Below are 13,521 nucleotides of genomic sequence, written 5' to 3'. Positions count from 1 at the left end.
GAGAATAGATAATTATGTTTGAGCCAGTAGAGTACGATCTTGGTGAAATGAATGGCGCGCTGATTAAAGTTGTTGGTGTCGGTGGTGGTGGCGGTAATGCTATTAACCATATGGTTGCCAGTATTTTAGAAAAAGAAGTTGGCGGTACTCTAATTGATGAATCCATTATAAATACGGATGAACATGGCAAGATTGAATTTTATTCAGTAAATACTGATGCCCAAGCTCTTCGTAAAAGCCAAGCCCAGCAAACAGTTCAGATTGGAGCAGAAACGACGAAAGGTCTAGGGGCCGGTGCAAACCCTAATGTTGGACGTAAAGCGGCAGAAGATGACCAGGATGCTATTCGTAAGATGCTAGAAGGTGCCGATATGGTGTTTATCGCTGCCGGAATGGGCGGCGGTACTGGTACAGGGGCTGCACCAATTGTCGCGCAAATTGCAAAAGAATTAGGTATTCTTACTGTTGCAGTTGTAACAAAACCGTTTTCCTTTGAAGGTAAAAAACGAATGATGTTCGCTGAAATGGGAATTAAAGAATTATCAAAACATGTAGACTCCTTGATTATTATTCCGAATGAGCAGTTAGCCAAGGTTATGCCTAAGAACGCGACACTCATGCAAGCATTTTCTGCTGCAAATGATGTTCTACGTAATTCCGTTACCGGTATCTCAGATATGATTACTTCTCCGGGATTAATTAACGTTGACTTTGCTGACGTGCGAACTGTCATGTCGGAGATGGGGCAGGCAATGATTGGTTTTGGGTCCGCTAAAAGTGCGCCTGGGGAAGGTCGTGCAGAAGATGCAGCTAAGATCGCTGTGAAAAGTGATTTATTAGAACGCGTTGATTTGTCCGGCGCAAAAGGTGTGTTAGTCAATATTACTGCCGGAATGGATTTAGGATTATCTGAGTTTTACGCGGTTGGTGATACTGTTAAAGCATTTGCATCTGAAGAGGCGACGGTTGTTATTGGTACGACACTTGTACCGGACATGGTTGATGAAATTCGCGTAACTATTGTAGCAACCGGTATTGGTGAGCCTGATGCACCTGAAATTCAAATTTCACCTCGTCCACAAGTTGCACAAAATTCACAATCAGGACTTCAACCGGTAAATACTTCTTTTGGTGGTTTAGGAACTCGTCCGCAAAGTTATAGTCAACATCCGCAAGATGAAAATCATCAACAGAATGTTCAAAATCATCGTAGAGATGATTTGGATACTCCAATTACTGAACGCTTGAAAGATACGAATTTATTTAACGTTCAAGGATTTATGCGTAACAACGACAAATAAAGAAGGTTGTTTGTTGTGTAACAATACGTTAAGAGACAGATTATGATTAAGCAAAGAACATTAAAACAAAGCATAAAAGTAACAGGTGTAGGATTACACAGCGGTAACAAAGTGACATTGATTCTACGCCCAGCAATGCCAAATACCGGCGTTGTTTATTGCCGTACTGATTTAAACCCACCGGTGACATTTCCTGCTAATGCAAATTCGGTGCGTGATACCATGCTTTGTACTTGCTTAGTGAACGAAGAAGGTGTACGTATTTCAACTGTTGAGCATCTAAACGCGGCGTTAGCGGGTTTAGGTATTGACAATATTATTGTTGAAGTGGATGCGCCGGAAATTCCAATTATGGATGGTAGTGCAAGTCCGTTTATTTATTTATTACTTGATGCAGGCATTGAAGAGCAAAATGCACCGAAGAAATTTATTCGTATTAAACAAAAAGTACGCGTAGAAGATGGTGATAAGTGGGCGGAGTTTTCCCCTTATAATGGTTTCCGTTTGAACTTTACCATTGATTTTAATCATCCTGCCATTAGCAAAGATGTGCGTAATTATGTGATGGATTTTTCTGCACAAGCCTTTGTACAGCAAATTAGTCGTGCCAGAACCTTTGGTTTTATGAAAGATATTGAATATCTTCAGTCTCAAGGTTTGGCTTTAGGCGGTAGCTTGGATAATGCCATTGTGCTTGATGATTACCGCATTTTGAATGAAGACGGTTTACGTTTTAAAGATGAATTGGTTCGTCACAAAATGCTAGATGCGATCGGTGATTTGTATATGTGTGGTTATAACATAATCGGTGATTTCAAAGCATATAAATCAGGTCATGGTTTGAATAATAAATTGTTAAGAGCGGTATTAGATAATCAAGAAGCCTGGGAATTTGTCACCTTTGAAGACAAACAACAAATTCCGCAAGGTTATGCTGCGCCAGCTCAAATCTTGATTTAAAAAATATTTTCTTAAAAGCTATATTTCAATGAAATATAGCTTTTTTTTTTATCCTTTAAAAGGCATTTTATTAGTGTGGCTTATAAAAAGTGCGGTCAGAAATTAAAATGTTTTTGTTTGTCTTTCAATTTAATGAATACCGATAATCTATAACCTAACAGAGAAAACCAAATGAAAAAATTCTTCTTTCTATTTCTATTAATCTTATCCAATGTGACTTTTGCTGCAAGTGATGTTATTTTTGATGCCGTTACTTGCAAGACATTTGAGGGAAAGGATTTAAAACTCATTTTTGTTCCGGAAAGTCAGTTGTTTAGTTTATCTCTTGATAATGCTGTAGTGGTTGAAACAACAATAGATAATATTTACCTTCAACCCTATGCAACGGAAAGTACAATATATTTTCCTCCTAAATCCGGTGATAATCGTTGGTTTCTGGTCAGGGAAGATGCTTCGGATAAAACAGGCTATACCAACGTTTCTTTGGATATTCGTCAAGATCAGAGTGGAAAATTGATTAAACGTTATCAATGTAAAAAAGAAACGATTTCGTCCATGTTGATGGAATTTTCCGCAGATGGTAGGGAAGTGCCTGAAAATATTGAGAGTCTAATGCATCAATAACAGGCTTAAAGTGCGGTTAAAAATAGCAATGTTTCCTATGCCCATTTCAGAATAACTAAGTCGTTTATGAATGAATACGGGCTTTATTGACATCACTAAATGTGAATAGAGAAAGATGTCTTAGTATTTAAATAAAGGAAAGCTTATGTCATTGGATTTAAGTGAAATTCGACAGCAAATTACCCAAATTGATCGCAGTTTGTTGAAGCTGCTTTCCGAGCGTCATCGCTTAGCGTTTGATGTGGTGCGTAGTAAAGAAATTACACAGAAGCCGTTGCGTGATGCTGCGCGTGAAGAACAGCTGTTACAAGAGTTGGTGCAATTTGCCCAAAATGAGAATTATCAACTTGAACCGCAATACATTACGTCAATTTTCCAAAAAATCATTGAAGATTCGGTGTTGACGCAACAAGTTTATTTGCAGAAAAAATTGAATGAACAGCGAGAACGGAATATTCACATTGCATTTTTAGGCAAGCGAGGGTCTTATTCTCATTTGGCCGCGCGTAATTATGCCACTCGATACCAAGAAGAATTAGTGGAAATAAGTTGTGCCAGTTTTGATGAGGTTTTTGCTAAAGTACAAAATGGTGAAGCCGATTATGGGGTTCTTCCATTAGAAAATACGACATCCGGTGCCATAAACGAAGTTTATGACCTATTGCAGCACACCGATTTGTTTCTAATAGGTGAATTGGCTTACCCTATTCAACACTGCGTTTTGGTGAATGATCAGGATGATTTAAGTAAAATTGATACGCTATATAGTCATCCGCAAGTGATTCAGCAATGTAGTCAATTTATTCATGGCTTAGAACGCGTGCATATTGAATATTGTGAAAGTAGCTCTCACGCCATGCAATTGATTGCCGGGTTGAATAAACCGAATATTGCCGCATTGGGCAATGAAGAGGGTGGCAAGTTATATGGTTTAAAAGTGCTGAGACGCAATATAGCCAATCAAGAAAACAATATCACCCGTTTTATTGTCATTGCGAAAGAACCGCATAATGTTTCTCCGCAAATTCATGCAAAAACGCTGTTGTTAATGAGTACGGGACAACAGGCAGGATCCTTGGTGGATGCGTTGTTGGTGTTTAAAAAACACCATATCAACATGACAAAATTGGAGTCCCGTCCGATTTATGGCAAGCCTTGGGAAGAAATGTTTTATTTAGAAATCGAAGCTAATATTCATCATCCTGATACACAGGCAGCGTTGGACGAGTTACAACAATTCAGCAACTACCTGAAAATTTTAGGTTGTTATCCTAGTGAAATTATAAAGCCAACAGCCTTGCCGAAATAAATATCTAAAGAAAGTGCGGTGGAAAAACAGATAAATTTTCCACCGCACTTTTCTTCTTTCCTGCTCTTGAAATTTCATCTTCCGCACTTATATCCATAACGTTTTCAATTTATTCAACATAGGTAGGAAGAATATGAGTACAAATCAAGAAACCCGTGGCTTCCAATCGGAAGTCAAACAACTTCTCCAGTTAATGATTCATTCTTTATATTCCAATAAAGAAATTTTCTTGCGCGAGCTGATTTCAAATGCCTCCGATGCGGCGGATAAACTCCGTTTCAAAGCCCTGTCTAATCCGGCTTTATATGAAGGTGACGGCGAATTGCGTGTGCGTGTTAGTTTTGATACGGATAAAGGTACACTTACCATCAGCGATAACGGGATTGGGATGACCCGTGAACAAGTGATCGATCATTTGGGCACGATTGCCAAATCCGGAACAAAAGAATTTTTGACCGCACTTGGGCAAGATCAAGCGAAAGATAGTCAGCTTATCGGTCAATTCGGTGTGGGTTTCTATTCGGCGTTTATCGTTGCTGATAAAGTGACGGTGTAAACCCGTGCGGCAGGTGAGGCAACGGATAAAGGCGTGCTTTGGGAATCTGCCGGGGAAGGCGAGTATTCCGTGGCGGATATTGAGAAAAAATCCCGTGGCACTGACGTGATTTTACATTTACGCGAAGATGAAAAAGAATTCTTAAACGATTGGCGTTTGCGTGAAATTATCGGTAAATATTCCGATCATATTGGTTTGCCGGTGGAAATGCTCACCAAAGAATATGATGACGAAGGCAAAGAAACCGGTGAAAAATGGGAAAAAATCAATAAATCGGATGCCCTTTGGACACGTTCTAAAAACGACATTTCCGATGAGGAATACAAAGAGTTTTATAAACATTTAAGCCATGATTTTGCGGATCCGTTATTGTGGGCGCACAACAAAGTGGAAGGCAACCAAGAGTACACCAGTTTGCTTTATGTGCCGTCTAAAGCGCCTTGGGATTTATTTAACCGTGAACATAAACACGGCTTGAAACTCTATGTACAACGCGTGTTTATCATGGATGATGCGGAGCAATTCATGCCGAATTATCTGCGTTTCATGCGTGGTTTAATCGATAGCAATGACTTGCCGTTAAATGTGTCCCGTGAAATTTTGCAGGATAACAAAACTACGGCGGCATTGCGCAAAGCGTTAACCAAACGTTCGTTGCAAATGTTAGAGAAATTGGCGAAAGAGGATGCCGACAAATATCAGCAGTTTTGGAAAGAATTTGGCTTAGTGCTAAAAGAAGGCCCGGCAGAAGATTTTGGCAATAAAGAAACCATTGCGAAATTATTGCGCTTTGCTTCTACACACAACGACAGTAGTGAACAAACCGTGTCATTAGAAGACTACGTTTCCCGTATGAAAGAAGGGCAAAAGGCGATTTACTACATTACGGCAGACAGCTATGTGGCGGCAAAAAATAGCCCGCATTTGGAATTGTTCAATAAAAAAGGCATTGAAGTCTTATTGCTTTCCGATCGTATTGATGAATGGATGTTAAGTTACTTAACCGAGTTTGACGGCAAAGCACTTCAAACTATTACGAAAGCGGATTTGGATTTAGGTGATTTGGCGGACAAAGAAGAAAACGAAGCGCAAAAAGAACAAGACAAAGCCTTTGATAGTTTTATTGAGCGCGTAAAAACCTTGCTGGGCGAACGCGTGAAAGAAGTACGTTTAACTCACCGCTTAACAGACACGCCGGCAGTGGTTTCTACCGGTAATGACCAAATGACCACGCAAATGGCAAAACTTTTTGCTGCGGCAGGTCAACCCGTACCGGAAGTGAAATACACGTTTGAATTAAATCCGGAACATCACTTGGTGAAAAAGGCGGCTGACATTGCCGATGAAGCGGAATTTGCCGATTGGGTAGAATTGTTGCTAGAGCAAGCCATGCTTGCAGAGCGCGGTTCGTTAGAAAATCCGGCGGCGTTTATTAAGCGCATCAATAAGTTATTGGGTTAATCTATTTGTGATTGATTAATGTAATGGTTAAAATCCTCAGTCTGAATAAGATTGAGGATTTTTTATTTTTTTGAGGTGAAAATATGATTACCGTTTACGGCATTAAAAACTGTGACACCGTGAAGAAAGCGTTGAAATGGCTTGCGGATCACAACATCGAACATAAACTCCATGATTATCGAGTGGACGGTCTAGATACCGCTTTTTTACAGCAAGCCGAAGCACAATTCGGTTGGGAAAACTTGGTCAATAAACGTAGCACAACTTGGCGTAATCTTGATGAAAATGTGAAAAATACACTCTCGAAATCTACCGCACTTTCCGTATTAGCTGAAAATCCGACGTTAATCAAACGCCCGATTATTTTGCAAGATGGTAAGGCATTGATTGGCTTCAACGAAAAAGAATATATTGCAGCATTTAAGTAGTATTAAAGTAGGGAATTTATTTTTACTTGTTTATCTACTTCTTAGAGCTATTAATTTTGTTTAAAAGGAAATATAAAAATGAATAATGAACAAAAAAGTGAACAGCAAAAAGCTATACGACGTTTTTTTATTGGGAGTTTTTTTATTGCATTATTATGCGCAGTCGTCGTTGATTTATTTCTTGCTTCAATGGATGGCAGCTCATCAGATGACGTGGTATGGGTATTTTTTTATACTTTTTTTATCGTATTTATACCTAGTGCGATTACAACGTTTGTTTTTTACATCACTCAGAAAAAAGCAAGTAGCTACTATTCGCGGTATTTGGTACTGGCACTTTTGATGCCGCCCTTTTTAATTCCGATCCTGGCCACATTATTCGATTTGATTTATTTAAACAGTTGGCATGATGCTATTGATACGCTTGTAGAGTATTATCTAACGCACGGTATTTTGGCTTGTATATTGGGAGTAGCTCAACTGGTGTTAGCACAAGCGTGTTTTATAAAAATATGGGACACACAGTAACCGCTTAACCTTATTCTTTATTAAAGCTGGAGGTTTTTTTTCTGCTTATTGGAGTTATTAATTTTATTTGAAAGGAAATATAAAGATGAATAATGCATTACAAAAGACTATACCACGTTTTTTTATTGGGAGCTTTTTTATTGCATTATTATGTGCAGTCATTATTTCTGAGTTTGTTGGAGAGGCATTTTTTCTTTCTTTTCTTATTTCATTTATACCTGGGGTGATGACAACACTTATCCTTTTTGTTACCTGGGAAAAAGCAAGTCACTATTATGGGCGGTATTTATTGGTGGCATTTTTTATGCCTTTTTTAATCCCTATTATCGTCGGATTATCTTTGCATTTTGTTGATTTAAACTGGGATAGCACTATTGATACAATTATAGGTACTTATTTTTTATTAGGTCTTCCTTGTACTATTTTGGGGATAGTTCAATTGGTGCTGGCAGTAGTATGTTTACCAGAAATGCATAAGTAAATAGTCATCTTTTAACCTTGCCTTTCGCACTTAATAAAAATAAGATTCATTACAGTATTGTTACAATCTCAATCATTGATGTGATAAATGTTTCATGTAGCTTGGTTGTTTGAAATATTTAATATACTTGGATTTTGTAATCCATTCCCGTTAATTAAAGAAACAAAGGATTGCTTATGAATAACAAATCTTATTTTGCCCTCCTTCCTCTTCCGTTCTTTTTATCCAATGCGTTTGCGGAAGAGCCTCAATCTACCACCTCACTTGCCCCAATTGTTGTGACCGGTGTGTCGCAAAAGAGTGCGAATACGATAAAACTTAACCCTAAAACGACGCTTCAACCGTTGCCGGCCGGTGATGGGGCGGATTTATTGCAATCCGTTGCAAATATGAGTGTGATTCGTAAAGGCGGGAGTTCAGGTGATCCTTTATTTCGGGGATTGGGCGGCTCCCGTTTGAGTATTCAGGCAGATGACCAATTTATTCACGGCGGTTGTAGCAACCGAATGGATCCGCCAACAGCGTATATTTTCCCATCGGCTTATGATGAAGTGGTGGTGACCAAAGGGCCGCAAACGGTGACACAAGGGACGGGGTTGGTTGCCGGCGCGGTGCGTTTTGTGCGGAAAGAACCTGAATTTGATACGCAAAACACGTATTTAAACGGCAGCCTAACCCTTGGTGGGAATAAACGTCGTGATGCTTATTTTGATGCGATGGCCGGTGGCAAATATGGTTATTTACGTACCAGTGTGTCACATAATGAAGCAGGCAATTACAAAGATGGCGATGGTAATCGCATTCATTCTTCCTTTGAGCTTCGTAACCAAATGTTACAACTTGGCCTCACCCCGACAGAAAATACATTGCTGACAGGAACCTATGAGCGTAGCCGAGGTGAAGCGGCTTATGCGGATCGTATGATGGACGGCAGTAAATTTGACCGCGATGCATGGAATGTGCGTTTTGTGCAACGTAATATTGCGCCATGGTTTACCGAGCTTGAGTTGCGCTACGGTCAAAGCAAGATCGATCATGTGATGGATACTTATAGCCTGCGCTATTTACGAATGATGGGAAATCAAGTCAAAAAAGCAATGAATCCAAAACGTGAAACAGACACAGGACACCTAAAAGCGACCTTTGATTGGTCGGATATTAATTTGCAAACCGGCATTGATTATATGCGCGACAAACACCTTGCTCGCATGGAAATGCGCGGTGAAGGCTATACGCATAAACCTTATCAGCCGCAACAAAACTTCACCCAATGGGGCGGATTTGCAGAAGGAGCATGGACGGTAAATGATAGCCGTAAGTTCATAGTAGGTTATCGTTATGATGAAGTGAAGGCGGAATACGATACCTTAATGGCAAATCATCCAAATAAAAAACGCAGCTATGATTTACATGCGGGTTTCTTCCGTTGGGAAGAAGAAATCAATGGCATTAAATATTATGCCGGTCTTGGCGTTGCCGAGCGTGCGCCGGATTATTGGGAGCGCCGAGTAAGCCAAGTGTTGAATAAAGAACAGAACCGTCAAATTGATACGGGACTAATTTGGAAAAATGATGTTTTTGATCTTTCCGTCTCGTTTTTTGGCAGTGATGTGCATAATTTTATTATGCTAGAAAGCATAAATAACAATGCGACAGCCCGCAATGTGAAAGCGACCCGTTTAGGCGGTGAGGTTGAGGGGAAATGGAAATTTGCCGAACACTGGGAAATCGGCAGTAGCCTTGCTTACACTTACGGTAAAAACCGTACCGATGATCGTCCGCTGGCTCAAACGCCTCCGTTAGAATGGAAAAATGCATTAACTTGGGATAACGATACCTTAAGCGCAGGTCTTTTATGGCGCTTGGTTTCTGCCCAAAAACGTTATGCCGAAGGGCAAGGTAATATTGTTGGGCAAGACATTGGCCCATCAGCCGGATTTGGTACATTGTCCTTAAACGCAGGATGGAAGATTAACAAATATGTGACCTTACAGGGCGGTATTGATAATCTCTTTGATAAATCCTATGCCGAATTCGTCAGCAAAGGTGCCGATCCTTCTGCCGGGGTGCAAACCACGCGGGTGAATGAACCGGGCCGTCAATATTGGATGCGATTACAAGTTCAATTTTGATGTCGTGAAAATAACAAAATGGATAGCTTAGCTATCCATTTTTTATTCAATAAGATTTAAATAAAAAAGAAATTTTGTTAAATTACACCGCACTTTTACTTATTCTGCCAGTTTCCTCAATGCTATGAAACACCATATTATTCAATTATCTCAATCGCTTATCCGCCGTCCCTCGATCAGCCCGAATGACGAAGGCTGTCAGCAACTGATTGCCGAACGTTTAGAAAAATTAGGCTTTCAAATTGAATGGATGCCTTTTAACGACACCTTAAACTTGTGGGCAAAGCATGGTGTTGGTGAGCCTGTGATTGCCTTTGCCGGGCATACGGATGTGGTATCAACAGGGGATGAAAGCCAATGGACTTATCCGCCGTTTTCTGCCGAGATTGTGGATGGCATGCTTTACGGACGTGGTGCCGCCGATATGAAAGGCTCATTAGCCGCGATGATTGTGGCAGCGGAAGAATATGTGAAAGCCAATCCAAATCACGCGGGCACGATTGCCTTGTTGATTACTTCCGATGAGGAGGCGGCAGCGAAAGATGGTACGGTACGTGTGGTAGAAACTTTAATGGCGCGCGGTGAGAAAATCACGTATTGCATGGTGGGCGAGCCGTCTAGTTCGAAAACCTTGGGCGATGTGGTCAAAAATGGTCGTCGTGGTTCGATTACAGGCAATCTTTATATTCAAGGCGTTCAAGGCCATGTGGCATATCCACATTTAGCAGAAAATCCGATTCACAAAGCGGCTCCCTTCCTACAAGAGCTAACAACCTATCAATGGGACAGCGGCAATGAATTTTTCCCACCGACCAGTTTGCAAATCGCCAATATTCATGCCGGTACGGGCAGCAATAACGTGATTCCGGGCGAGCTTTACGTGCAATTTAATTTGCGTTATTGCACGGAAGTTACCGATGAAATCATCAAACAGAAAGTCACTGAAATGCTGGAAAAACATGGATTAAAATACCGCATTGAGTGGAATCTTTCCGGCAAACCGTTTTTAACCAAACCGGGTAAATTATTAGATGCGCTAACTGCCGCTATCGAACGAACCACAGGCATTACGCCACAAGCGGAAACCGGTGGCGGCACCTCTGACGGTCGTTTTATTGCGCTAATGGGAGCTGAAGTGGTGGAATTTGGGCCGCTTAATACGACTATTCATAAAGTCAATGAGTGTGTGAGCGTAGAGGATCTTGCCAAGTGCGGTCAGATTTATCATCAAATGTTAGTCAATTTATTGGATAAATAAGATGAAATTAACCCCTGACATGTTGACCGGCAAATCGCGGGAACATTTGGTGAATTTGCCAACACCGTATTCGCCTCATCATTTTTTGCAGGCGGAAGCGGCAAAAGCCTTTCAAGGGCTGCAACAAAGTGCGGTCAAAAATGGCTTTAATTTACAGCCTGCGAGTAGTTTTCGTGATTTTGCGCGCCAACAACTTATTTGGAACGGCAAATTTAACGGTGAACGTAAAGTGCACGATGATGCAGGCAATGCGTTAGATTTGAGCCGATTGGATGATTGGCAAAAATCGCAAGCAATTTTACGCTGGTCAGCGCTACCGGGGGCAAGCCGTCATCATTGGGGCACGGAAATTGATATTTTCGATCCTGATCTTTTGCCTCAAGGTCAATCCTTACAGCTTGAGCCTTGGGAATATGAAAAAGGTGGTTATTTCTTCGAATTGAGTGAATTTCTCATCGAAAACCTACCGCACTTTGATTTTAATTTGCCTTTTATGCAAATGCCGGCAGAGAAAAAAATCGGGCGTGAGCCTTGGCATATTAGTTACATGCCATTGGCGGAGAAAGCAAAACAACTTTTTTCCGCTGAGGTGTTGTTGCAGGCATGGGAAAAGGAGGAAATTGGTGGTAAGGCGACATTACAGCAGCATTTGCCTCAAATTTTTGAACAGTATTTTGTATAGATTGATTAAAAAGTGCGGTGTGTTTTTAGTGAACTTTTCAGTAGTGAAAAATATGTTAAAAACCTACCGCACTTTTTTTTGATTTATGTGTTGTTACATTTCTATCACATCTCTTTTCTTCTCTTAGACTTTTGTGAGCTACTTCAAAAATCTAGAAATTTTACAAAGAATTACATTTTTTTTTGTACTGAATGAAAGTATCCTACTCGCTGGCTGTAATTTAGGGAGATAAAGATGTATCAGTTTCAGCAGTTTACTCAAAAAGATATTGAAATTTTGAAGAATGAAACGATTTATCAAGGTTTTTTTAAGCTAAATAAAGTTCAATTCAAACATAAACTTTTTGCCGGCGGTTGGAGCGGCACGGTGACCCGTGAACTGCTCATCAAAGGCGCTGCCTCTGCTATGGTTGCCTACGACCCGGTGTTAGATAACGTGGTGTTGGTAGAGCAGGTGCGTATCGGGGCTTATGATCCGACATCAACTCAATCACCTTGGCTTTTAGAACTTATTGCCGGCATGGTGGAGGAAGGTGAAACCCCGGAATCTGTGGCGTTACGGGAAAGTGAAGAAGAAGCCGGCGCGAAGATTTCTCATATGCAACATTGTTTGAGCGTATGGGATAGCCCCGGTGGTGTGCTTGAGCGTATTCACGTTTTTGTCGGTAAAGTGGATAGCACCACAGTCGGCGGATTACACGGTTTAGCAGAAGAGAATGAAGATATTCGTGTTCATGTCGTGAGTAGGGAAACAGCATATCAATGGCTTTGTGAGGGTAAGATTGATAATGGCATTGCGGTAATCGGATTACAATGGCTAGAGTTAAATTACCGAAAATTGAAAGATCAGTGGCTGTAAGCATTTTATTATCTGACGACATAGGTAATTTAGACTAAGTTTAATATTAAGCAGTAGGAGTTTACTTTGTTAAATACCTATCAATATAACACCCAACAAGACGTGTTCCGTATAATTCAAATTACGGATCCGCATCTTTTTAAAGACACTAACGGTGAGTTGTTGGGCATCAATACGCAAGCAAGTTTTTCCCAAGTTTTAAGTGAAATTCAACAACAGCAATACGACTATGATCTTGTGTTAGCAACGGGCGATTTAGTACAGGATAATAGTGATGAAGGCTATTTGCGTTTTCGTCAAGAAGTGAAAGCGCTCAATAACAAAATGGTGTTTTGGATCCCCGGAAATCATGATTTTCAGCCGAAAATGTTTGAAATTCTAAAGGAAGAGACCGTCAGTGCGAAAAAGCATATTTTGTTAGGGGATAAGTGGCAAATTTTGCTTTTGGACAGCCAAGTGCAAGGCGTGCCACACGGGCAATTAGAAGCGGAAGAACTGGATTGGTTAAAGCTAAAATTGCAGGAACACCCAGAACGCTATTCTTTAGTGGTATTGCATCATCATCTTCTTTCCACCGGTTCTGCTTGGTTGGATCAACATAACTTGCGCAATGCCAATGAATTGGCTGAAGTATTAGCGCCATTTAAGCATGTCAAAGCCTTACTATACGGACACATTCACCAACAAGTGGATAGTGAATGGCTCGGCTATCAAGTGATGGCAACGCCTTCCACCTGTATTCAATTTAAAGCGGACAGCAACACTTTTGCACTGGATGTTGCTCAGCCCGGCTGGCGCGAAATAGATTTACATGCTGACGGGCATATTGAAACCCGTGTAAAACGCATTCAACAGGCCTCTTTTTTACCGAACTTGCAGGTTGAAGGTTATTAATTGTTGAAAAGTGCGGCCATTTTTTAAAGGGGATTTTTTTATCCCCTTT

12 protein-coding genes and 1 pseudogene are annotated in these 13,521 nt (G+C 40.6%); all 13 read left to right on the top strand.

Annotated features, from left to right (window positions below):
- The first annotated feature begins 14 nt into the window (after positions 1 to 14).
- The 13 genes and pseudogenes from ftsZ (at position 15) to cpdA (ending at position 13,472) form a co-directional block, all read left to right on the top strand.
- Positions 15 to 1,301, top strand: a complete 1,287-nt coding sequence (ftsZ, locus tag ACO5E4_RS04745; RefSeq protein WP_454906654.1) for a cell division protein FtsZ — start codon at positions 15 to 17, stop codon at positions 1,299 to 1,301.
- A 42-nt stretch (positions 1,302 to 1,343) separates the two neighbouring features.
- Positions 1,344 to 2,261 (top strand): UDP-3-O-acyl-N-acetylglucosamine deacetylase, encoded by a 918-nt coding sequence (gene lpxC, locus ACO5E4_RS04740; protein ID WP_485862237.1) that lies wholly within the window; start codon positions 1,344 to 1,346, stop codon positions 2,259 to 2,261.
- Between the two features lie 171 nt (positions 2,262 to 2,432).
- Positions 2,433 to 2,885 carry a hypothetical protein gene (locus tag ACO5E4_RS04735; protein ID WP_485862236.1) on the top strand — a complete coding sequence of 151 codons (453 nt, stop codon included), beginning with the start codon at positions 2,433 to 2,435 and terminating at the stop codon, positions 2,883 to 2,885.
- 145 nt (positions 2,886 to 3,030) lie between these two features.
- Positions 3,031 to 4,194, top strand: coding sequence for a chorismate mutase (locus ACO5E4_RS04730; protein WP_485862235.1), 1,164 nt, complete (start codon positions 3,031 to 3,033; stop codon positions 4,192 to 4,194).
- Positions 4,195 to 4,327: 133 nt separating this feature from the next.
- Positions 4,328 to 6,211, top strand: a pseudogene (htpG, locus tag ACO5E4_RS04725) (molecular chaperone HtpG).
- A gap of 83 nt (positions 6,212 to 6,294) precedes the next feature.
- A complete protein-coding gene (locus ACO5E4_RS04720; RefSeq protein ID WP_454906761.1) occupies positions 6,295 to 6,639 on the top strand; it encodes an ArsC family reductase in 345 nt (114 codons plus the stop codon).
- A gap of 78 nt (positions 6,640 to 6,717) precedes the next feature.
- Entirely contained in the window at positions 6,718 to 7,167 is a 450-nt protein-coding gene (locus ACO5E4_RS04715) for a hypothetical protein (protein ID WP_485862234.1), read from the top strand.
- Positions 7,168 to 7,252: 85 nt separating this feature from the next.
- Positions 7,253 to 7,648 (top strand): hypothetical protein, encoded by a 396-nt coding sequence (locus tag ACO5E4_RS04710; protein WP_048748861.1) that lies wholly within the window; start codon positions 7,253 to 7,255, stop codon positions 7,646 to 7,648.
- 176 nt (positions 7,649 to 7,824) lie between these two features.
- Positions 7,825 to 9,780, top strand: coding sequence for a TonB-dependent copper receptor (locus ACO5E4_RS04705; protein WP_485862233.1), 1,956 nt, complete (start codon positions 7,825 to 7,827; stop codon positions 9,778 to 9,780).
- Positions 9,781 to 9,904: 124 nt separating this feature from the next.
- Positions 9,905 to 11,038 (top strand): succinyl-diaminopimelate desuccinylase, encoded by a 1,134-nt coding sequence (gene dapE / locus ACO5E4_RS04700; RefSeq protein ID WP_048748859.1) that lies wholly within the window; start codon positions 9,905 to 9,907, stop codon positions 11,036 to 11,038.
- 1 nt (position 11,039) lies between these two features.
- Complete coding sequence (locus ACO5E4_RS04695; protein WP_485862232.1) at positions 11,040 to 11,720, top strand: M15 family metallopeptidase; 681 nt, start codon at positions 11,040 to 11,042, stop codon at positions 11,718 to 11,720.
- Between the two features lie 234 nt (positions 11,721 to 11,954).
- A complete protein-coding gene (nudF, locus tag ACO5E4_RS04690; RefSeq protein ID WP_485862231.1) occupies positions 11,955 to 12,578 on the top strand; it encodes an ADP-ribose diphosphatase in 624 nt (207 codons plus the stop codon).
- 66 nt (positions 12,579 to 12,644) lie between these two features.
- Positions 12,645 to 13,472 (top strand): 3',5'-cyclic-AMP phosphodiesterase, encoded by an 828-nt coding sequence (cpdA, locus tag ACO5E4_RS04685; RefSeq protein WP_314955363.1) that lies wholly within the window; start codon positions 12,645 to 12,647, stop codon positions 13,470 to 13,472.
- The last annotated feature ends 49 nt before the right edge of the window (positions 13,473 to 13,521 follow it).

The sequence above is a fragment of the Aggregatibacter sp. genome, from assembly GCF_057314075.1.
This window is presented reverse-complemented; position numbering and strand designations above follow the sequence as displayed.